Annotated in this window: 20 protein-coding genes and 1 pseudogene; 13 read left to right on the top strand and 8 right to left on the bottom strand. The window is 55.8% G+C overall.

What is annotated here, in order from left to right:
• The first annotated feature begins 4 nt into the window (after positions 1-4).
• The 6 genes from IDH45_RS23705 to IDH45_RS23680 all read left to right on the top strand — a co-directional run bounded on the left by IDH45_RS23705 (position 5) and on the right by IDH45_RS23680 (position 6,944).
• On the top strand, positions 5-3,055 hold the full coding sequence (locus IDH45_RS23705; RefSeq protein ID WP_190930616.1) for a HEAT repeat domain-containing protein: 3,051 nt from the start codon (positions 5-7) through the stop codon (positions 3,053-3,055).
• Positions 3,056-3,093: 38 nt separating this feature from the next.
• On the top strand, positions 3,094-3,549 hold the full coding sequence (locus IDH45_RS23700; protein WP_190930615.1) for an ATP-binding protein: 456 nt from the start codon (positions 3,094-3,096) through the stop codon (positions 3,547-3,549).
• Complete coding sequence (locus tag IDH45_RS23695) at positions 3,536-3,874, top strand: STAS domain-containing protein (protein WP_190930614.1); 339 nt, start codon at positions 3,536-3,538, stop codon at positions 3,872-3,874. The genes IDH45_RS23700 and IDH45_RS23695 overlap by 14 nt, the downstream gene beginning before the upstream one ends.
• A 93-nt stretch (positions 3,875-3,967) precedes the next feature.
• Positions 3,968-5,422 carry a PP2C family protein-serine/threonine phosphatase gene (locus IDH45_RS23690; RefSeq protein ID WP_190930613.1) on the top strand — a complete coding sequence of 485 codons (1,455 nt, stop codon included), beginning with the start codon at positions 3,968-3,970 and terminating at the stop codon, positions 5,420-5,422.
• Between the two features lie 131 nt (positions 5,423-5,553).
• Positions 5,554-6,339, top strand: coding sequence for an eCIS core domain-containing protein (locus tag IDH45_RS23685; protein WP_190930612.1), 786 nt, complete (start codon positions 5,554-5,556; stop codon positions 6,337-6,339).
• A gap of 323 nt (positions 6,340-6,662) precedes the next feature.
• The gene (locus tag IDH45_RS23680) at positions 6,663-6,944 is read left to right on the top strand and encodes a DUF7667 family protein (RefSeq protein WP_317891274.1); all 282 of its coding nucleotides are present in this window, start codon (positions 6,663-6,665) and stop codon (positions 6,942-6,944) included.
• Positions 6,945-7,632: 688 nt separating this feature from the next.
• Here IDH45_RS23680 and IDH45_RS23675 read toward each other — a convergent pair.
• The 6 genes and pseudogenes from IDH45_RS23675 to IDH45_RS23650 form a co-directional block, all read right to left on the bottom strand.
• Positions 7,633-8,019, bottom strand: coding sequence for a hypothetical protein (locus IDH45_RS23675; RefSeq protein WP_190930611.1), 387 nt, complete (start codon positions 8,017-8,019; stop codon positions 7,633-7,635).
• An 8-nt stretch (positions 8,020-8,027) separates the two neighbouring features.
• Positions 8,028-8,219, bottom strand: a complete 192-nt coding sequence (locus IDH45_RS23670) for a hypothetical protein (RefSeq protein WP_190930610.1) — start codon at positions 8,217-8,219, stop codon at positions 8,028-8,030.
• 129 nt (positions 8,220-8,348) lie between these two features.
• A pseudogene (locus tag IDH45_RS23665) lies at positions 8,349-8,555 on the bottom strand (DUF4004 family protein); the annotation flags it as partial.
• A gap of 654 nt (positions 8,556-9,209) precedes the next feature.
• A complete protein-coding gene (locus IDH45_RS23660) occupies positions 9,210-9,647 on the bottom strand; it encodes an NUDIX hydrolase (protein ID WP_190930609.1) in 438 nt (145 codons plus the stop codon).
• 22 nt (positions 9,648-9,669) lie between these two features.
• The gene (locus IDH45_RS23655) at positions 9,670-10,647 is read right to left on the bottom strand and encodes a YpdA family putative bacillithiol disulfide reductase (RefSeq protein ID WP_190930608.1); all 978 of its coding nucleotides are present in this window, start codon (positions 10,645-10,647) and stop codon (positions 9,670-9,672) included.
• A gap of 219 nt (positions 10,648-10,866) precedes the next feature.
• The gene (locus tag IDH45_RS23650) at positions 10,867-11,655 is read right to left on the bottom strand and encodes a helix-turn-helix domain-containing protein (RefSeq protein ID WP_190930607.1); all 789 of its coding nucleotides are present in this window, start codon (positions 11,653-11,655) and stop codon (positions 10,867-10,869) included.
• Here IDH45_RS23650 and IDH45_RS23645 point away from each other — a divergent pair, their 5' ends adjacent.
• The 4 genes from IDH45_RS23645 (at position 11,656) to IDH45_RS23630 (ending at position 15,207) form a co-directional block, all read left to right on the top strand.
• Positions 11,656-11,820 (top strand): hypothetical protein, encoded by a 165-nt coding sequence (locus tag IDH45_RS23645; protein ID WP_190930606.1) that lies wholly within the window; start codon positions 11,656-11,658, stop codon positions 11,818-11,820.
• 255 nt (positions 11,821-12,075) lie between these two features.
• A complete protein-coding gene (locus IDH45_RS23640) occupies positions 12,076-13,149 on the top strand; it encodes a Gfo/Idh/MocA family protein (protein WP_190930605.1) in 1,074 nt (357 codons plus the stop codon).
• Between the two features lie 227 nt (positions 13,150-13,376).
• Positions 13,377-14,243 carry a DUF695 domain-containing protein gene (locus tag IDH45_RS23635; RefSeq protein ID WP_190930604.1) on the top strand — a complete coding sequence of 289 codons (867 nt, stop codon included), beginning with the start codon at positions 13,377-13,379 and terminating at the stop codon, positions 14,241-14,243.
• Between the two features lie 376 nt (positions 14,244-14,619).
• Entirely contained in the window at positions 14,620-15,207 is a 588-nt protein-coding gene (locus IDH45_RS23630; RefSeq protein WP_190930603.1) for a histidine phosphatase family protein, read from the top strand.
• A 79-nt stretch (positions 15,208-15,286) separates the two neighbouring features.
• On the opposite strand, the gene IDH45_RS23625 is transcribed toward IDH45_RS23630, so the two are convergent.
• Complete coding sequence (locus IDH45_RS23625) at positions 15,287-15,796, bottom strand: peptidase inhibitor family I36 protein (protein ID WP_190930602.1); 510 nt, start codon at positions 15,794-15,796, stop codon at positions 15,287-15,289.
• Between the two features lie 150 nt (positions 15,797-15,946).
• Here IDH45_RS23625 and IDH45_RS23620 point away from each other — a divergent pair, with 150 nt between their 5' ends.
• Positions 15,947-17,422 (top strand): PstS family phosphate ABC transporter substrate-binding protein, encoded by a 1,476-nt coding sequence (locus IDH45_RS23620; protein WP_190930601.1) that lies wholly within the window; start codon positions 15,947-15,949, stop codon positions 17,420-17,422.
• Between the two features lie 430 nt (positions 17,423-17,852).
• On the opposite strand, the gene IDH45_RS23615 is transcribed toward IDH45_RS23620, so the two are convergent.
• Positions 17,853-18,863, bottom strand: a complete 1,011-nt coding sequence (locus IDH45_RS23615) for a LacI family DNA-binding transcriptional regulator (RefSeq protein ID WP_190930600.1) — start codon at positions 18,861-18,863, stop codon at positions 17,853-17,855.
• Between the two features lie 153 nt (positions 18,864-19,016).
• Between IDH45_RS23615 and IDH45_RS23610 the strand changes: the two genes are divergently transcribed.
• Together IDH45_RS23610 and IDH45_RS23605 are read left to right on the top strand one after the other, a co-directional pair.
• Complete coding sequence (locus tag IDH45_RS23610; RefSeq protein WP_190930599.1) at positions 19,017-19,343, top strand: UxaA family hydrolase; 327 nt, start codon at positions 19,017-19,019, stop codon at positions 19,341-19,343.
• Complete coding sequence (locus IDH45_RS23605; RefSeq protein ID WP_190930598.1) at positions 19,340-20,506, top strand: UxaA family hydrolase; 1,167 nt, start codon at positions 19,340-19,342, stop codon at positions 20,504-20,506. Before IDH45_RS23610 ends, IDH45_RS23605 begins: the two co-directional genes overlap by 4 nt.
• Positions 20,507-20,549: the final 43 nt, after the last annotated feature.

Raw genomic sequence — 20,549 nt, 5'->3', positions numbered from 1 at the left:
TTGCATGCAAGCTGCCTTAAATCGGTGGTTCGGGCTGCGTGGAGAGGATGCCCGGAAGCTGTTCACGATGCTTCCGGTTTTTTATTTCGGGGGAGTAGCGGAGTCGCTGAATTATACGGCATTCATGGCTTTATTCAATCAACGGTTCGGCGTACAGTTTCTGCCTTACGTCTACATCGCGGAAGCGGTCATCATGCCGGTCGAAGGCTGGCTGCTTGCGAAGCTCGCCGGACGGACCGCTAAGGACCGGTTTATGCGGATCCTGTACCTGATCATGCTGTTCATCCTGATCGGAAACGGTGCCGTGCTGCTGGCTTTTATGGCCGGCGGCTTCGACTTCCGCTATTATTATCCGATTCTGTTCGTCTCCTCGAACTTCGTCGTCCGCCAGCTGACGCTGCTGCTGTGGAGCACGGCATTCGATCTGTGCCCGACCCAGCAGGCGAAGCGGCTGATGCCGGTGTTCGTCGCTTCGACGACGATGGGAGGCATTACGGCGGGGATCGGCGCTTATCTGATCGGCAAATGGTTCGGCACGGTGGCGGTATATGCGCTTGCGCCGGTGATGCTGCTGATCGGGTACGGGTTTTTCAGGAAGTCGCTCGCCCGCTATTTAACGCCGCTGATGATCAAGGAAGCGGCGCGCAAGCAGGAGGCTCCCGAAACGGTCCGGCAGGACGAGAGGACGAACCGGTATTATATGAAACAAATCGTCGCCAGTCCGTTTCTGCTCACGGCGATCGGATTAATGACGCTGATGCCTACGCTGTACTTTATGATGGAGTATCAATACTTCAACGTTGCGGAAGCGCATTTTACAAACGAAGGGGACTTGACCGCATTTTACGGGCTCATCACCGCCTTGCAGTTTACTTTATGTCTGGGCCTGCAGACCGTCTCGGGCAAGCTGATGAACAAGCTCGGCGCCAGCAATGTGCTGCTCGGCATCTCCTTGCTGTTCGCCGGAGGCTTCGGCCTCGTCTCGGTGTCGATGAACGGACCCTACGGGCTCGGCGTCATATCGTTTTCATATGCGGTGTTGTATATTTTACTTTATTATATCGCCGAGCCGTGCTACCAGCTTTTCTTTAAGATGATGCCGATCTCGGAGCGGGACGGGTTTCGTTATTACGCGCAAGGGCTTGCTGCTTCGGGCGGGATTTTGATCGGGTCGTTTCTGTCGATGACTCATTCAATGAGCTGGCTCGGGCTCGCGCCGCTGGCGTGGATCGGTATCGCGCTCAGCCTGGTCCTCATCGTCGTAGCCTGGTACGGCCGGCATCTGTACATTCGCGAGCTGGTCGGCAGCGTACAGTCGTTATTTGCGGACTTGTCCGAAAACGCCGTCTCGTTTCTGGGGGCGATGAACAGCTCCAAATCGTTATCGGCCATTCTCGGCTACCTGAAGCACCCGAACGATTATGTCCGCGAGCTGGCTCTGGAACTGATCGGCAAGGTGAAGGATTCCACCTTCTTCCCGCATCTGATCGGCCTGACCGGCGACGGCAGCGCACGTATCCGGTTCGCCGCCTTGCGGGCAATGAATTTACAGACGGCATCGCTGCAGGAACTCGTGCAGGTCGCCGCCTTTCTCGAAGATCCCGATGAGGAAGTGAGAGCGGAATGCGTCAAGCTGCTAGGGCGGGCGAAGCATATGAAAAGCCAGGCCCACTTCTTTCTGAGAGCCAAGCTGCTGGACGCCCAGCCCCGGGTCGTGCACGAAGGGATCAAGGCGCTGTATGCGCTCGAAAGTGAAGAAAGCTATCCCGCCTGCGAGGAGACGCTCGTCTCGATGCTTGACAAGGGCGGAGAATGGGCGATTTACGGCTGCCGCACGGTGGCGGATTTGAAGCTGACCTCGTACGCGCCATGGCTGATGACGCTTCTGGAGGACCCGAAGCCCGCAGTCCGGGCCGCCGCCATCCACGGGCTCGGCAAGCTGGGGTATACGGAAGCGGCCCCTGCTTTGCTGGCGATGATCCCGCTTGCCGATAAAGAAATTCGCAAAGCGATTCTGGATGCGTTTATCGATATCGGCCAGCCTGCCGTACCGGTGTTGCTGGAGCATGCCGCAGGCGGCAACCCGTTCATCTGGAACTTGTCCGTAACCGCGCTGGCGTACATTCTGGATGAAAAGACGATCCGTCAAGATCTGATCGATTTGTGCATTCAGCGGATTACGACATCGAGCCGCGAAGGAGCTTTGCCCGAAGCGCTCGACAGACTGGGCAAGCCGGAGCTGTCCGAGCTTGCGGCCCAGCGGGTCGTCGAGATTCATCTTTCGCTTCTGGAAGGGGTGTGGGCGGTGCTCGCCCAGCTGTCGGACGAACGTGTCGTCCTGTCGCTTCAGGATACGATAAGGGACGATAACGAGGAAGTGCGCGAGAACGGCATGGAAGTGTTGGCGGAAGGCATCGGCGACCGGCGGTTGTCGGGTGCGCTTCTCGATTTTTTGAAACGGATGGAACATGCGGACGACAGCGGCTCCGGTCATCCGAGAGCGCTGATCGAAGACGCCCGGACATGGCCGGACGAATGGCTGAGCCGGATTGCGGCGCATGCGGTAGAGGAAGGGGAGCGGTCCGCCGTGAAGGAAGCGCGGAAAATGCTGTCGATGCTCGACAAAGTGATTTTTTTGAAGCAAGTCTCGTTGTTTTCCGATCTGTCGGTCGACGAGCTTGGGCATCTGGCCGGCATCTCGCAGGAAGAGGTGCATCCGGAGGGAGCGATTCTGCTTCGCCGGGGAGAGCCGTCGCCGAGCTTGTATATCGTCATCGAAGGAACCGTAGAGCTGAGCAACGGCTTGGAGGGGGTTAGCGGCGGAACGATCGGTGTCATCAGCTCCAAGCAGTCGTTAGGGGAGACGTCGGCGCTGGACGGGGCGGCCTCTTCGGTTACGGCGGAGGTGATCTTCGATGATGCTCTCCTGCTGGCGATGCATGGCGCTCAATTATCCAGACTGATCCGGCTGTATCCCGAGATCGGCATCGGATTGCTGCACGCCACAAGCGCGCGTGTCCGGCTGCTCGAGAATATGCTGATGAAGATGGCATGATCGTGCGGTAAACTATATGGCGTGGAAGGGGCAGGGGGATGAAAACCACAAGCATAAGCTTGCGAAACGAACTGCCGGAGCTGGAGCGGCTCCGCCTCTTTCTGAATGAAACGGCCGAAGCGCTCGGCATGGATAATCGCGTGTTGTACCGGGTGAACCTGATCTGCGACGAGCTGGTCACGAACATCATCTCATACGGGTACGGAGAAGGGCAGGAAGGCAGCCGGCGGATCGAGATCGGACTTGCCTTGAACGGTGACGTTCTGGATATTTCGATCTCGGACGACGGCATCGCCTTTAATCCGCTGAACCGGCCGGAGCCGGATGTGGAAGCCAGTCTGGAGGATCGGAAGATCGGCGGGCTGGGCATTCATTTCGCCAAATCGTTAACCGAGAGCAAGACTTATGCCCGTGTAGAGGGACGCAATGAGCTGTGCTTGACGATGCGTCTGCGTCAGCACGAGGAGGAGGAAGAGACGGATGAACATTGCTGAGCGAACAGACGACGGGATTATGGTGTTTGCCATAAGCGGAAGACTGGATGCGAACACATCGGGCCATCTGGAGGCAAGTTTTCTGCAATCGGTGGAAGCGGGGGCCAGTCGTTTTGTCTTTAATCTGGGCGGTCTGGAGTATGTCAGCAGCGCCGGGCTTCGCAGCCTGCTGCTTGCCGCCAAAAAAGTGAAGGCGATCCAGGGCCGTCTCGCCCTGGCCCATCTGAGCGAGCAAGTTAGAGAAGTGTTCGACATGTCCGGGTTCAGCAGCATCTTCAAGCTATGCGCTACCGAGGACGAAGCGCTCCAGGCAACACGCGAGTAGCGCTTGCTTCCCGTTCGATACATGCGGCGGGCGCGGTCAGGCTGCGTAGAAGCGGCTAACGTTACTTACAGGATAGACGGGGGAGATGACGTCATGGAGACGCTCCCTTTCTTGCTGCCGGCCATCCTGGCGTTTGCGGGATGGATATGGGGGGAACGGAGACGCCGGGCTTCGGATGCGGAGCTCAGGCGGACCATGCAGCTGTTCGAAGTGAGTCTGGAAATGAATTCGACGATCCGCAAGCAGGATCTGCTCCGCAAAATTATGGAGACGAGCGCCCGTGTCCTCCATGCGGAAGCGTCCTCGGTCATTCTCGTAGATCGCGAGAAGGGGGAGCTGTACTTCGAGCTGGCCACCGGTTCGAAGGGCGAGGAAGTTCGCGAAATCCGCCTCAAGATGGGGGAGGGCGTAGCGGGCTGGGTAGCGGAGAACGGACAGCCGGTAAAAATCGACGACGCTTCGCAAGATCCGCGCTGGTCGTCCAAGGTGGCGAACCGGGTCGACTATGCGACGCGTAATCTGCTCTGTGTCCCGATTTTTAGCAAAGGCGCGGTGATCGGCGTTCTGCAGGTGCTGAACAAACGGGACGGCAAGGCGTTCACCGACCGCGACGTCAAGCTGCTCGAATCGATCGCATCGCCGACGGCGGTCTCTCTGGAGAACGCGATGTTATACGACGCCCTGGAAAAATCGATGGCGGCGCTGAAGGAGACGGTTGCGGCCAAAGAGCGGATGGAGAGCGAGCTGCGGATCGCCCAGCGGATCCAGATGAGCTTTCTTCCGAAGGAGCTGTCGTGGAAAAAAGCGGCGTCGGCGCTCTGGCAGGAGCCTGACGTATCGGCGGCGCTTGCCGGAGATCAGGTAGGGACGGACGATCATCGGCCGGCTGACCGGTTTGCTGCTGAAGTCCATGCGCTGCTCCGTCCCGCGCGTGAGGTCGGCGGCGATTTTTACGATTATTTCCGGCTGGGGGAGCGGGAACTGTTTTTCGCGCTGGGCGACGTCTCGGATAAAGGGATTCCGGCGGCATTGTTTATGGCCATGATTATGACGCTTATCAAAGGTCGGATGTCGGAGGGGATGTCTCCGGGGGAGCTGCTGACGGAAGTGAACCGGGAGCTGTACAAAGACGATTCAACGATGTTTGCGACCATTTTTTGCGGTGTGCTGGACGTCGAAAGCGGGACGCTGACTTACAGCGAAGGGGGCCATTGCACCCCGTACGTGCTCCGGCGCGACGGCGGTCTCGTTCCGCTGGCGGCGCGAAAGCATTTGCCCTTGGGCGTTATGGACGACACCGTGTATTCCGATCACGAGACGATGATCGAAAGCGGAGACCGGATCGTGCTGTACACCGACGGCATTACGGAAGCGGAGGACCGCTCGGGCCGGCAGTACGGCTCGCACAAGCTGCAAACGCTGCTGGAGCTGCTTCGCGGGGCGGACGGTCCCGGGGTGCTTGAGGCCATGCTTGGTGACGTTGACCGGTTTGCAGACGGAGCGAAACAATTCGACGATATTGCGATTATGACATTGGAGAAAAAATAGGACCGATATACAATTTGTCCCATCGGGTCGGCTGGAATTGTGGTATAGTTGAATTATTCGATAATCGGCTTATCATCATCGGAACGAATCCGTAACATGAATCCGATCCATCTAAATAGGAGGTCGTACAGATGTCCATGCATAGCGGCGTACATAAACGTCCGGACGGCGATCTGGCGAGACAATCGAAACAAAGCCATAAACCGGCGGGGGCGGCCGCCGATCATCCGATGATGCAGCTGCAGCGAACGATCGGCAACAAGGCGATCGGCAGCATACTGACCGGTGCCGGTCCCAGCGCTGCCCCGCTGCCGGCGGGAGTTCAGGCCAAGCTGACCGTGGGACCTGCCGGCGATGCTTATGAGCAGGAAGCGGATCAGGTCGGCAAGCTGGTGGCGGACCGGATCTCCTCGGCGTCTGCGGATACGGCGCCCGTTCAGCGCGAATTCGAAGGTCCGGAGCTGGAGGAAGAGGAGCTTCAGATGAAGCGCTCGGCGGAAGGCATCCAGCGCGAATCCGAAGGCCCGGAGCTGGAAGAAGAGGAGCTCCAGATGAAGCGCTCGGCAGAAGCGATTCAGCGAGCAAGCTCGGGCGAAGGCTTCGATGCCGACGCATCCTTGGAGCAAGAGATCGAGCAGAAGCGGGGCGGCGGCAGTCCGATGGATATGCAGGTTCAAGCGAAGATGGAGTCTGCCTTCGGTTCCGGCTTCTCGGATGTGAACATCCACACCGATGCGAGCGCGGACCGGATGGCCGAATCGATCGGGGCGACGGCGTTTACGACCGGCAGCGATATCTTTTTCCGTCAAGGCCAGTACAATCCGGACAGCCGCCAAGGCCAAGAGCTGCTGGGTCATGAGCTGACCCATGTTGTGCAGCAGCGCGGGGGTGCGGTCCCGACCGAACAGCAGGGCTAGAGCTAGTCAGGATAGATCGCTTTTCCGCACCGTGCGCAGTTCCCAGCGCACGGTGCTTTGACGTCACATAGTGGTGGTCAAGCACATGGCAGTAGGCGAGTGGAAGTGCCAGTGAATTTGTCTTCGGACCGGGCTGCCACAGCGGCACGGGTCCCGGATCGCTACGGCCGGCCGGATCTTGGTCGATTGAGGCTGTTGCGTGCGTCCTGTGCTCTGTGCTCCGTCGTATGCTCCGTCCTTGCATCGTCCAGCATGCATTTTTTCACCTCCCGGCTTTGAATCGTCTCATTCTTGGGTACAATGGCAACTATGGAGGGACGAAGATGGGAATGACCTTGCATCCGGTACATTTGCGATTGGCGGAATTGTGGACGTTTTCGGTGAAAAGGAAATTAACTCCGTCGGAACAAACGGAGCTTGAACAATGCATGCAAGTGAATGCCAAGATATGTTGGGAAATGGCTTATTTGGAAAATGCTTCGCTCATGGCCTCGATGACCCGAGATACGGATTGGCAGCACGAAATATGCAGGCAAATCGACGAGTATCCGTACCGGGCGAAGCAGCCGGGTAACGGCGACGCCGGAACGAATGAAGCGCAGTAAAGGGGCACGGGACTTCGCGCGAGGGGTCTCGTGCTCTTCTTGTGTACAATGGAGAGGATATTCAAACCCGCTGTGGCGACAGGCTAACTGGGACACGGTAAACGATGAAAAGTTGAAAAGCTGAAAAGCTGCGACTTATGTAGGGGCCTTAGAAGTGGAAAGGATTTGTTTCGAAGTTATTCCTAATGGTTCAAATGTTCAAGCCGACTGAGGCGTTAGAGAGAACCGGGATATTGCGAACGTAGAATAGACACCGCTTATATAGGGCCATTCATCCTCGTGGCAGCACGGCTCGCATCCCTGCTTTGGGCAAGAGGAGGGAACTAGCGAATAAGAGCGATTTGCAGCTTTTATTTTGTCCGAAACGCCCTTGAATGGAGAAATAAAAGCGCTTTGGAGCTCTTATATTCCGCGGTAAGGGCGCAGAACCCACCAATTGATTGAAATAAGGGGTGCAAACCGCCTCTATTTTCATCGATTTTTCGATATGGCCGAAAATAAAGGGTGCCAGAAACTGTTATTTTGTTCCTGAGCCGTTTAAGTTTGCGACTTTCAACAAAGCTGGATAGGTTAGCATTTTTCTGGATAGGTTAGCTTTCTTTCAGGGGTAACTAGCTAAGTTCGATGGATTGCGATGAGTCTAAGGTCCTATTATTTCTTGGGAAATAAATCAGTTGCTTCGCAACATCTAGATCTTTCGGCGGTCTTTCACCTTGGCGTCCTGATGCTGGGCAAACTTGCCCGAATATTCGACCAATCCGATCTCGCAGCCAGGACCGATCGATATGTGATTTCCACGGACTATGTCGGCCTTCGTATACTCCAATTGGATATCGTCACACTCAATTGTCTCGACGGTTAATTGTTCGTTATTAAAAGTCAGCGCTTTGACCAGCTTCGCGATCGGGTTGGCTTTCCTGCTTTTACGGACGCAGATGCGATCCCCGCCGATTTCCCGGGCCCGGCATTCAGAATGCAGTTCGATATCGATGGTCCCGGCGTTGAGTAAACCTTGTATGCGGAAGCTTCCCCGGGATTCGAACGATTCGGCGCTGCAATTTCCTTTAAGCGACATAAAACCGTTTAATCCGATCCGTTCACAGGTAAATTGACTTCCGACTTTGGCGTATCCGTCGATTCGTAACTCTCCGGCGCATTGGACAACTCCTGCAAAATTTGCTCCACATAGATCGAATCCCCCTCGATTGACTCTACCGTCAAAGTACCTTCATAAAAGTCGGCGGGCAGAAACATCGACCCGATCAGCTGTTTCACCAGAGGCCTTCGGCCCGCCGAACGACGATCTGCTCTCCGCCGATCTCCTTCACCCTACAGCAGTTGTGGAGCAGCAGCTCGATAGCCCCGGCATTTACAAGACCGCCGATATGAAAAATCCCTTTCAGGCGAAGCCGTTCCCTTCATATTTTTAATTTTGTCGATCCGGGCCAAATTGTCCGCTTTTGGAAAAAACGTCTTTTGACCGGTATAGGTGGAGTTGCGGACGAACCATTCTTCGGGAATTAAGTTTTTGCGCTTCCACCGGTACTGCTGCCTGTACGAGATCGAAGTTAATTCGAGCAGTTCCTTTTTGGAGATTAGCTCTTGCTCCACATCGGCACCTCCTGACGAAACGAGTGTAACGTAACATTGTTACGTTGTAAACGAAATGACGTAACAACCCTTGAGGTAACGACGTATTTTAATCCGGTTTTGTTTATGGGGGATGTGATCGGAGTTAACCCAAGCAGCGATCGGAAGAATGAGAAAGCACCGGGAACTCTTGAGAGGCGAGTTGCCGGCGCTTACTAAACAATATTTCACTTTGTCTCTGCATCTAAAGTGCGAAAGGGGGAGGACATTTTCATGATCTCCAATGCCTGCTGTTTACGCTGTGACATTCGACGTTATAAGCAGGGAGGAACCGGATAGGAGCGGTTTGAAGCTTTTATTGGGTCCGAACTCGCTCGATCGGGGAAATAAGAGCGGTTTGAGGATGCTAAAATCTGCGAAAAGGGTGCGGACCCCGTCAGTTGGATGAAATAAGAGGTACAAATCGCTTTTATTCGTCTCTAGCAGCCGAATAATACGGGAATAGGGGGTGCCAAAGACGCTTACTTCGTTATTAGCCTATCGCCAGTCCAATGCCAGCGGATTTCGCTTTCAGCGAAGCGGAGGCGTATCATGCCCGCAAGAAAACCTCCTCTTCCGGCAAGGCCTACCTCGCGGAATGGCTGCATTTACGTTACCGTTCAGGCGTTATTCGAACTACAAGGTGCCTTGAAAATAGTAAGGGGCCGAACCGGAAGGAGCGTCATCCATGCCGCTCAGCTTCTCCGGCAAATACGTCATCAGCTCGTTGGCCGCGGGGAGCTCCATCCAACACACTTCCACAATATCGCCGTCAGGGTCCATAATCTCCAGTTCGCCGCCGGTGATGGTCGCATAAAAGGTAAAGATGACGACATGATGGCCGCTTGTCTCAAAAAACATCTCCCTGACCGAGTGCAGGCTGCCGATCCGCACGTCGTATCCGCATTCTTCCTTCGTCTCGCGGATGGCCGCCTGTTCGAGCGTCTCGCCCGGTTCGACGGCTCCGCCCGGCGTCGTCCAGTTAAACTTGCCGTCCTTGTGACTTCGGACCATGACGATTTTTTGGCGGGTCTCGTCCAGAAGTATCGTTGAAGCTACATCAATCCTTTTCAATCAACAACGGCCCCCTCCATTTCTATTCCGAACGCTGCTGCAAAATATGCCGGGTAATGGCCACCCCGTGGTGGCGTCCGGTCTCGATGAAAATCTCGTTCGCATCGGCGCCTGCCGCAATGACGCCTGCAAGGTAGAGGCCGGGTACGTTCGTCTTCATCGTCTCCGGATCGAACAACGGCTTCTCCGGATCGCCCTCCATGCGGATGCCGGCCGATTGCAGAAACTCGCGGTCCGGCCGAAAGCCGGTCAGAGCGAGCACGAAGTCGTTCTCCAGCTCGGTCGTGTCGTCGCCGCTTTCCACAACAATATGCGTTTCTTCAATCGCAACTACCCGCGACCGGAATAGCATACGGATGCGTCCCTTGGTCACCATGCTGTCGAACAACGGGCGGACCCAAGGCTTCACGCTTGGCGAGATCGAGTCTCTGCGGTAGACGACCGTCACTTCCGCACCGACCCGGATCAGCTCCATCGCTGCATCGACGGCCGAATTGTTGCCTCCAATAATCGCCACCTTCATACCCGTGTAAGGGTGCGCCTCCCGGAAAAAGTGGCTGACCTTGGGCAACTGCTCGCCGGGAATGCCGATCATATTGGGATGATCGAAATATCCGGTCGCCAAAATGACATGTTTCGCTTCGTAGCTGCCGGCGCGTCCCGCTTTGTCCAGGCTGGTTACGCGGAACCCGTCGTCTGTCCGGACGATCCCGGTCACCTGCTCGTAGGAGCGGATTCGGATGTTCGCGCGAAGCGCCACGTTGCGGTAATAGTTCAGCGCTTCCGCTCTCGTAGGCTTCTCGTTCGGTGTCGAGAACGGGATGCCGCCGATCTCCAGCAGCTCCGGCGTACTGAAAAAATGCATATAGGTCGGATATAAATAGATCGAATGAACGACCGATTGCTTCTCGATAAGGAGCGGATCGAAGCCGGCCCGCTGCAGCTCCAGTGCTGCCGATAAGCCGCAAGGCCCCGCGCCTACGATAATAACTTGTTCCATAATGTGCTGCGCCTCCCACTGTGTGCTGAACTCGTTGTAATAAAACAAGTTTATTGTACCACAACCGGCGGGGCGACACGACGATCGCGTCGGGGGGGAGGCAGCATCGGCCGGCGGGGCCCTCCGGCAAAAGCCCGCGAAGCCGGAAACACACAGCAGACTACCGGAGTACTGATACCGTCGTTTCAACCGATAGGATATGCTTTGAACATGTATTTGCTAAAAGGGGATGGAATGCATGCTGTTTGCCGCCGTTTTTTTGTACTGGCCCGGGCTGGAACCGTGCATTGATTTGAAAAACCGGTTAAACGAATAGGGATTGCCGTAGCCGCCCCGGTTGCCGATCTCCTTGATGGTCAAATCCGTCGTAGCGAGTAAATATTGCGCTTTCCTCAGTCTTTGCTGCGAGAAGTACTGCATCGGAGGCAAACCGAAAGCTTCCTGAAATTCTTTGTAAAAATGAGAGTTCGATATATACATCAGCTCGGCAAGACGGGATACTTTAATATTCCCGGCAAGATGGCGTTCGATATGGGATAAAACAGGACGAAACCGTTCGAACTTGCCGATTTCTTCGACAGTGGCAAAATTGACGTCAGGGAAAGACATAATCAGTTCAAGCAGGGAATAGATCCGGCGTTTGAGCTGTAACATGGCGATCAGGGAAGCGCGGCCCCTGGCATGCTCCCGGTTCATTAAACCGGTAATCTCCCCGTGCAGACGGCCGATCTTGTTTCCGGCGGAAACGGTCGTGACATAGGGAGTTTTAAGGGTATGGAGTAAATCGAGGTGATCGAACAAGATCAGGTTCATATTCAGCCAATGCGTAACGTATTCCCTTCCAAGCGGCTTGATTCTGTACCGGGTATGCGCAGGTATGATCAACGCTTGCCCCGGCTCGACGCTGTATTTTGCTTCGTCCGTCTCGATATACAGCGGACAACCCGTAACCCGGGTAATCACCCAGAAGGGCTGATTAAGAGGGGTTACGTACAAAGGATTCGCCAATTGAAATATGCAGCTGCGGTGCCCTACAGCAAACATACCCAGATGGCGAACGGGGTTCTGGGCGGCAAGCTGGACAGCGTCATTCTGGGGAGCAAAGATTTAAATACGGCGCTCCGCGAAGCTGCGGAACAAGTCAGTCAGAAAATAACCAAGTTAAGCCAGTAGCCATCTACGATCAAGCGGACGTATCGCCCCGATCTGTCAGGAGCGGCTGTCTGCTATCCGGTCCACAGCACCGGCCGTGTCTCTGCATCTGGGCTCCTCTCCTGCAAACATCCGATTCAGACCAATGAGAGTTAATTCAGAGGACGGATTGTATACTCACGATAAAGACAATTCGTCCCAACCGTGGTAGCATGAAGAGGATAATTGGAAAATGTGGAGCTTTCGCACAGAAAGCGTGGAGGAGGAGCCTTAGGCATGCAGAAAAGCGACGGCATGAACTACGCCCCGCAAGGAAAACCGAAACCGGTAGTCGAACCCGGGCAATTCGTCTTTGCCGCCGTGGCGCTCGATCATGGGCATATCTACGGCATGTGTAACGGCTTGACTGAGGCGGGCGCTACACTGAAGTGGGTCTACGATCCGGACCCGGCCAAGGTTCAGGCGTTTTGCGCCAGATTTCCCAAGGTGAACGTTGCGGAATCGGAGCGTCAAGTGCTGGAAGATCCGGAAGTCAAGCTGATTGCGGCCGCTGCGGTGCCATCCGAGCGTTGTGCGCTTGGACTTCGTGCGATGGAGCACGGCAAAGATTATTTTACCGACAAAACGCCGTTCACCACGCTGGAGCAGCTAGCCGCAGCCAAAGAAATGACGAGCCGCACCGGGCTTAAATATATGGTTTATTACAGCGAGCGGCTGCATGTCGAGAGCGCGATCTATGCCGGGCAGCTTATTAAGGAAGGCGCGATCGGGCGCGTCGTGCAAGTAATCGGCACCGGCCCGCACCGGCTGAACGCTCCGTCCCGGCCCGACTGGTTTTTCCAGAAAGAAAAGTACGGCGGCATTTTGTGCGATATCGGCAGCCATCAGATTGAGCAGTTTTTGTTTTTCTCCGGCTGCCAGGACGCCAAGGTCGTACATAGCAAAGTGGCGAACTACAAATGCAAGCAATATCCCGAGCTGGAAGATTTCGGGGACGCGACGCTTGTCGGAGATAACGGAGCGACGAACTATTTCCGCGTCGACTGGTTGACGCCGGACGGTCTCGGCACTTGGGGAGACGGGCGGACGATTATTATGGGAACGGAAGGGTATATCGAGCTGCGTAAATATATCGACATCGCCCGCACGAAGGAAGGCAACCATTTGTACCTCGTAAACGGCGAAGGTGAGAAGCATTTCGCGGTCAGCGGCCAGATCGGCTATCCGTTCTTCGGCGAGCTGATCCTGGACTGCCTGAACCGGACCGAGATCGCGATGACCCAGGCGCACGCGTTCAAGGCGGCGGAGCTTTGTCTGATCGCCCAGCGCGATGCGATCGTAGTCGAATAAATAGTGGTTTATTGAAAAACCGGTGTAGCCGACGAAAACGGCTCCCCGGTTTTTTTCTGTTGCGGCGGGATATATTTCTCCATTCCGGTTAATTCGGCGCAATTCCGGTTTAATAAATTTAAGCCGCAACTATTGGATTTGCGGTTTACAGATAGGAGACGTTGACGTAGAATGGTTTACGCAACCCCGAATATTGAATGAATTTGGCCGCAACAGGGGATGAATCCATGGCAATCAAGTCGAAACAGTGGGACTACTTTCATCGCACTACCGATCAGAAGGAACAGATGAACGTGCTCATCGATGCGTCTCATTCCGGACAAACGCCGCTTCCCGGATTTTCCCGTCTGCTCTCGATCGTCATTAATCTGTATGCGATCGCGACGGACAAGGAAGAGCGGGATACTGCACAAGGAAAGCTGGGCATTCTGGAGAGACGTCTGGAACATATATTTTCCGACTCCCTGCAAGCTGTGTATATCGGCCGCATCAATACCGAATCCCGGCTGGAGTTTTATTATTATGCGAAGCCGGGAGGTACGCCCCACCGCCAATTGGCGGAGAATGTGATGGCGGAATATCCAAAGTACCGGTGGATCGCTTCCGAACGCGAAGACGCGGACTGGTCGTTCTACGAATACTTGAAACCGAATCAGGTCGAGAAACTGTATTCGAAAAATAATGTGCTGCTCCAATCGCTGGCGGAGAAAGGGGACCGGTTCGGCATCCCCCGGGAAGTGTATCACTGGCTCCGCTTCGCAAGCGGTGACGATGTGCGCAAGGCGGCGGACGAGGCGAAGCGGCTCGGCTACACGGTCGTGAATTCGGACGTGGACGCGAACAAGGCAACTTATCCGCATACGCTCATCCTGAGCAAGATCCATCCGATCGCCGTCAAAGCGATGAACGATTCGGTCCGCGAGCTGTACAACCTCACTCATTCGTTCTCGGGCAAATACGAGGGCTGGGGAACCGACATCCGGCAGAAGCTGTGGCGCAGGCTGACGGATAAGATCGGAGGCAGAAGGCTGCTGCTGTTGGCGGGTGCCCTGCTGCTCTTGTCGGCGGCGGCGATGCTGTTCGCCCGGCTCTGATGCGATGAACAAGACGAGTCCCGTATCCGGCGTACCGGATACGGGACTCGTCTTGTTCCGGGCATTTGGCGCCGGCCGTCGTTACACAGCCATTCTAGCTCGTCTCGGGTTCAGCAGCCGGACTAGCGGATGGGTTTGGCCGCGGATATGATCCTTCAGCATGGCGGCAAGGAACCGTTGTTTAAGGGTCTGGAGTCATTCATGGATCTATCTCCTCTCTGCACGTCAGTCTCAACAGTTAAGGCTTACCCCGTATCAGGCGTTTTTGAAACGGCAGCGAACAAAAGGATATACAGGAATGAACGATTTTTGTTAAAATAATACTTTACAACCCAAAGCAGGCGTAAACGAAACCAGAGGAGGCGAAGAGCTGACGATGACTGTAATCGGATTGGTTAGGCACGGGATTACCGACTGGAATACGCAGTGGAGGGCGCAAGGGCATACGGATATTCCTCTGAACGAAGAGGGAAGAAGGCAGGCGGAGCGGCTGGCTCGCCGTTTGCTCGACGAATCCTGGGACGCCGTGTACAGCAGCGATCTGATCCGCGCTCTGGAGACGGCTCGTAAAGCGATTGAGGGCAGAGGCATCGAAATTCGGACCGATATCAGGCTGCGCGAAGTGAATTTGGGGCAGATCGAAGGGACGACCGAAGAAGATCGGGTAAGCAAGTGGGGGGCGGACTGGAAAAAGCTTGATCTCGGCGCGGAGCCGCGGGAATCGGTTGCGGACCGCGGCGTGCAGGCGTTGGAGGAAATAGCAACGCTTCATCCGGGCAAGCGGATACTGGTCGTCAGTCACGGCGGCTTGATCGGCCAGACGATACGGAGGCTGGTCCCGCTCGGCGAAACGTTTTCTTTTATCGGGAACACGTCGGTAACGCTGGTGCGTAAAGCCGGCGACGGCACGTGGGCGTGCGAGCTGTTTAACTGCACGAAGCATTTGGAGCAGGCGGAGGGCTAGGCCGAAACTCGCCAAGCCGGACACCGCGCATAGGGCGGGCCGGCTCGGGGCGGGATGGCAACAGACCGCGAAGCGGGGGTTACTTCACAGATTTGGAACGCCGTAGCACTCCATTGGAGAACACTTCGGCGAAGTTTCCGGGCGCCGTGCCGCGATTTTGAATCCGGTTGATTTGCGCATCGCTTAACCGGCCGCGGGACAAGACGAAAGAGGACGCCAGATCGTTGAAGTCGCCGAGATTGGCGATCGCGGTCGAGCCGCGGTACACACGGCGGGCACCCTGATAATTGGCGTCCTGGAACAGGACGAGTGTGCTCTGATTCGTACCGTCCACTTCAAAGCTGGACAAAACGTCATTATAGTTGAAAACGACCAGACTGCGCACTCCGATATTGCCGCGGAACCGAAGCCGTCTCCCCGAAAAGTTGATATCGCTCCATAACGAAAGCGAAGGCAGCCGTTGGGCAATGACCGCTTTTTTGGCCGTTGCTTTTTTAGCCGCCGTTTTCTTGGCTGCTATTTTTTTGACTGCTGCTTTTTGGATTGCTACTTTTTTGACTGCCGTTTTTGATGGAATGGTTCGCTTCATGTAATCTCCTCCTTTTGCGTACAGTGTATGTCTTCGAACGGATGCAGCTTGTATGGATGACCTGAACGGCAAGAAAGAGGCTAATATAAGAGAGTTTAGTTTCATAGAGAAGAGACTGAGCGCTTAAGGCTGAGAAATGGGGCGATGTCCATGACAACAGTGGAGGAGAAAGGTTCCGTAGCGCCGCTGCCGCCGGCTCCCCGGAAGCGGGAAGGTTTTGCGGGCAAGCTGGCGGATGCGGCGGGAATGAGTATTTTATACGGAATCTTTTACTTCGTGCTGACTGTACTTCTGGCCGCCGTCATTGAAAACGGTGCCTTTTCCCGGATCGAAACGGACCGGTTAAACGACACGGGCTTATGGTCGCTTAAGCTGATATACGGATTTGCGGCAGCACTGTTGTTCGGTACGGCCGGTATGATGCTGGCAGCCTTTAGCCGAAGAAGACCGCTGTTTGTATATGGCTGCACGATACCGATGACTTTGCTGGGCCCGGTCATCTGGTACGCCGCTTATCGCATCAGCGAAGGGCCGATGGACGGCATGGAGGGCTCCGAATGGTTTCTCTATTGGGTGTACGCTTATTGGGCGTCGCCTCTGATCGAACATATCCGTCATTATGTTCCTGCCTTTTCCGTCAAATATATCGGACTTGCCGCGGCAGCGGCTCCGGGTCTATTCGCCGCGTGCTGCGCTATCCTGCTCGTTTATTTGCAGCGGAACCGGGCGGGCTTATGGAAGGTGATCCTCGGGCTGCTCTCCGTCCCGGCTGTGCTTGCGGCCGTACTGGCGGTTGGTTTGCTGCTGCCGCGGACGTATCCCTTTACCGTTCAGACCTACCCGAAGGTGGACGGCGCGACTGCCGCCATTCCGCTGGGGAGGGAACTGGCCCACCGGCTGACCGGCATGAACCGGCCGCAGACAGAGCTGTTCGTTCATTTTCATACGACGCATAACGCCTATCTGAATCTGATTGACAAGAAAGCGGACCTGATCCTCGCGGCCGGTCCTTCGGAGGAGGAGCGCCGTTTGGCCGAATCCAGAGGGGTTCGGATGAAGCTAACCCCGATCGGCAAGGATGCGTTTATTTTCCTTGTCCACCGGGACAATCCGGTCGACAGCCTGACCGTGCAGCAAATCCGCGACATCTATGCGGGCCAAGCTGCAAATTGGAGCGAGGTTGGGGGAGCGGACGATGCGATCGTCGCTTATCAGCGGGAGCCGAACTCCGGCAGCCAGACGTATATGGAGTCCAAGGTGATGCAAGGAGGCCATTTGGCGGAAGCGCCGAAAGAACGCAAAATAACCGGCATGGGCGGCCTGATCGATACGGTGGCGGCCTACTCCAACGCAAAAAATGCGCTCGGCTATTCGTTTTATTATTTTGCCAGCGAGATGCACAAGAGGGAGAGCGTCAAGTTTGTCGCGGTGAACGGCGTTGCGGCCAGTAAGGAGACGATCCGCGCGGGGACGTACCCGTATACGGCCGTCCTGTACGCGGTTACGCGCGAAGATGAGCCGCAGGACAGCCCGGCGTCCCGGATGCTGGAATGGCTCCAAAGCGAAGCGGGCGGCCACGCGATCGAGAGAGGCGGTTTTATCCCGATTCGGGAAGGAGCCGGATAAAGTGGATAAGAGCGGTTTGCAGCCTTTATTTTGTTCAATAACCGCTTGGCTGGGGAAATAAGAGCGGTTTGAGGCTCTAAAAATCGGCGAATAGGGCGCAATCCCACCCGTTTGATTGAAATAAGGATTACAAACCGCCTCTATTTGCATGAATTTCTCGAAAAGGCCGGAAATAGAGGATGCCAGAGACTCTTAAATTGTGAAAGAGCCCGTACTTACTTTTTACGTATTCGGCGCATCTGAACAGGTCAGTTCGAAGAAAGCTAGTTACGGGTCTGATCTGAAGCCGGAGTGCGTGTACCCAACACCACCTCATCCACGGGCGGCTGGATCGTAGGGACCCATCCCTTGCTTCCACGCATCAACGGATAGGCTTGCACGCCAAAGAACCGCCCGGCATCAATCAATACCGGACGGCTTTCTTGCTTGCTTATTCGGCAGGCGGCGGGGCGGATGAGCTTCTGACGACGAGCTCGGAAGGCAGCACGATTTTTTTCCATTCCGGCGTAGTCGCGCCCTTGATCCGGTCGACCAGAAGCTGGATGCCCATCGCCCCGAACTGGTAAGCGGGCTGCGAGGCGACCGTAAAAAATGGATCGATGACCGACGCTCCCAGGTCGTCGAAGCAGACGACGGACATTTGCTCCGGTACCCGGACACCCAGCTCGAGCAGCTTGCGGATGAGGCCGACGGCGAGGAAGTTGTTGCCCGCGAACACGGCGGTCGGGGGATCGGGCAGCTCCAGCATTGAGCGCAGCAGCGGTCCGTCCTCGAAATGTTTGTAGTTCGACTCCAGCAGCAGTGTGTCGTCGACGGCAATATCGTTAAGCTTCAATGCATCGTTGTATCCGGCCAGCCGGTCTCTGGCGGTCGATACGGCCAGCGAGCCGTTCACGAGCGCGATGCGGCGGTGGCCGAGCGAGATCAGATGCTCGACGAGCTTGCGCGCTCCTTCCCGGCTGTCGCCCGTGACGGTGTCGCATTCGTGGCCGGGAACGGCTCGGTCGAGCAGAACGAACGGAATCCGGTGCAGGCGGAGCGTCTGCAGATGCGGACCGGACAGATCGGAAGCTGCGGAGAACAGCACGCCGTCCACCCGCGTCGATAAAATCATGTCAACGTATTCTTTTTCCTTCGTCAGACTTTCGTCGCTGTTGCCGAACAGCAGCTTGTAGCCGAGCCGCATGGCGGCATCCTCGGCGCCGCGGGCCAGTGTCGTAAAGAAAGGATTCGTGATGTCCGGGATGAGCAGAGACAGCATCTTCGTTTCTTGCAGCACGAGACTGCGCGCCATCGAGTTGGGCACGTAGTTCATTTCTTCCATAATCTTTTTGATGCGGCTCCGGGTTTTCTCGCTGATTTTACCGGTATTGTTAATGACTTTGGATACGGTCATGGCGGACACATTCGCTTGCTTGGCAATATCATATATGGTGACCAACGGTTCTCTTCCTTCGCAGCATGAAGTTACCGATAAATCGGTGTGATTGGGTTATTCACATTGTACAGGAACAAAACGATTGACAGCAAGTGAAAACCTTGTTAGATTGGGGTTATCGATAAACTTAATTGAAAACGAAAGGATGTCGGGACGATGGCAGGACACATTCAGGCTGGAGCCGATGCGCTCGTCATGGACGCTTCGGATCATGTGGCGACCGCAATAAGGGACATAACAGCCGGAGAGACGCTTTATTATATGGTGCCGGGCGGAAAGGAAGCGCTTACCGCTTCAGAGCCGATTCCGTTTGGTCATAAGATCGCGATAATGGATATCGAAGCAGGCGCGAAAGTACGCAAATACGGCGAAGTCATCGGACAGGCGACGACAGCGATTCCGAAGGGCGCCCATGTGCATGTGCACAATCTCGAAGGCATCCGCGGACGCGGGGACAAGGCGAAGGGAGCGGAATCGATATGAGCGGAAACACATTTCTCGGATATCGCAGGCCGAACGGAGAGGCCGGTATTCGCAATCATTTGTTGATCATCCCAACTGTAATATGCGCCAACCAAGTGTGCAGCCGCATTACCCAGCTTGTGCCGGAAACGGTGGCGATTCCGCATCAGCACGGCTGCAGCCAGATCGGGGCGGATAAGCAGCGGACGTTCGACGTGCTGGCGGGCACAGGCAAAAATCCGAATGTCGGGGGCGTCATCATTATCAGCCTCGGCTGTGAAGTGATCGATCCGGTGGAGTTGGCCGAAGCGATTAAGGTTACCGGTAAACCTGTCGAAGTGTACGACATCCAATCTGTGGGGGGCTCCGTCAAGGCGATCCAGCACGGCACCGAGCTGGCGCGGCGTATGCGGGGGCAGCTGGATGAGATGGAGAAGACGGCGATTCCGCTAAGCGAGCTGAAACTCGGCGTCAAGTGCGGCGGCTCCGACGCGACGTCGGGGCTGGCTTCCAATCCGGCGCTCGGTGCGGCTGCTGACAGCCTGATCCAGGAGGGCGGAACGGTCGTCATCGGCGAAACGACGGAGATTATTGGCGCCGAGCATGTACTCGCCGGACGCTGCCGGACATCGGACGTGTCGGAGAAGCTATATCACATCGTTGACCGTTTCGAGAAAGAAGTGGAGCGGATGGGCGCCGATATGCGCGGCGGCAACCCGAGTCCGGGCAATATTGCCGGTGGGCTGTCGACGATCGAGGAGAAGTCGCTTGGCTGCATATCCAAATGCGGCACCGCGCCGATCGAAGGCGTTATCGAGTATGCCGAGACGATTCCGCAGGGCGGCCTGTACTTTATGGATTCTCCCGGCAACGATATCGAATGCGTATCCGGTATGGCGGCGGGCGGCGCGCACATCGTCTGCTTTACGACCGGCCGCGGAACGCCGACCGGGTCGGCTGTAATTCCGGTCATTAAAATTACTGGCAACAAAAAAATGTACGATCGGATGACTGACAATATGGACGTCGATGTGAGCGATATGTTAAGCGGCACGCTTGTGCTCGAAGAGGCGGGAGAACGGATATGGCAGGAAATCCGCGAGATTAGCGACGGGAAACTGACGAAGGCAGAAATTCTCGGACATATCGAGTTCAGCATTAACCGGATCGGTCCTAGCTTGTAGGCTGACGCCGGCACCGGGCAGGGTATCCAGACAACGGAGAGGA

Source organism: Paenibacillus oceani (genome assembly GCF_014705615.1).
Taxonomy (GTDB): domain Bacteria; phylum Bacillota; class Bacilli; order Paenibacillales; family NBRC-103111; genus Paenibacillus_AB; species Paenibacillus_AB oceani.
Note: the sequence above shows the minus strand (reverse complement) of the source record. Positions and strands in the feature narration are given on the sequence as shown.

Bases quoted from the DNA above. Each gene is read 5' to 3' on its own strand.
- IDH45_RS23705 (WP_190930616.1), top strand. From the start codon at position 5: ATGCAAGCTGCCTTAAATCGGTGGTTCGGGCTGCGTGGAGAGGATGCC.
- IDH45_RS23700 (WP_190930615.1), top strand. From the start codon at position 3,094: ATGAAAACCACAAGCATAAGCTTGCGAAACGAACTGCCGGAGCTGGAG.
- IDH45_RS23695 (WP_190930614.1), top strand. From the start codon at position 3,536: ATGAACATTGCTGAGCGAACAGACGACGGGATTATGGTGTTTGCCATA.
- IDH45_RS23690 (WP_190930613.1), top strand. From the start codon at position 3,968: ATGGAGACGCTCCCTTTCTTGCTGCCGGCCATCCTGGCGTTTGCGGGA.
- IDH45_RS23685 (WP_190930612.1), top strand. From the start codon at position 5,554: ATGTCCATGCATAGCGGCGTACATAAACGTCCGGACGGCGATCTGGCG.
- IDH45_RS23680 (WP_317891274.1), top strand. From the start codon at position 6,663: ATGGGAATGACCTTGCATCCGGTACATTTGCGATTGGCGGAATTGTGG.
- IDH45_RS23675 (WP_190930611.1), bottom strand. From the start codon at position 8,019: ATGTCGCTTAAAGGAAATTGCAGCGCCGAATCGTTCGAATCCCGGGGA.
- IDH45_RS23655 (WP_190930608.1), bottom strand. From the start codon at position 10,647: ATGGAACAAGTTATTATCGTAGGCGCGGGGCCTTGCGGCTTATCGGCA.
- IDH45_RS23640 (WP_190930605.1), top strand. From the start codon at position 12,076: ATGCAGAAAAGCGACGGCATGAACTACGCCCCGCAAGGAAAACCGAAA.
- IDH45_RS23635 (WP_190930604.1), top strand. From the start codon at position 13,377: ATGGCAATCAAGTCGAAACAGTGGGACTACTTTCATCGCACTACCGAT.
- IDH45_RS23630 (WP_190930603.1), top strand. From the start codon at position 14,620: ATGACTGTAATCGGATTGGTTAGGCACGGGATTACCGACTGGAATACG.
- IDH45_RS23625 (WP_190930602.1), bottom strand. From the start codon at position 15,796: ATGAAGCGAACCATTCCATCAAAAACGGCAGTCAAAAAAGTAGCAATC.
- IDH45_RS23620 (WP_190930601.1), top strand. From the start codon at position 15,947: ATGACAACAGTGGAGGAGAAAGGTTCCGTAGCGCCGCTGCCGCCGGCT.
- IDH45_RS23610 (WP_190930599.1), top strand. From the start codon at position 19,017: ATGGCAGGACACATTCAGGCTGGAGCCGATGCGCTCGTCATGGACGCT.
- IDH45_RS23605 (WP_190930598.1), top strand. From the start codon at position 19,340: ATGAGCGGAAACACATTTCTCGGATATCGCAGGCCGAACGGAGAGGCC.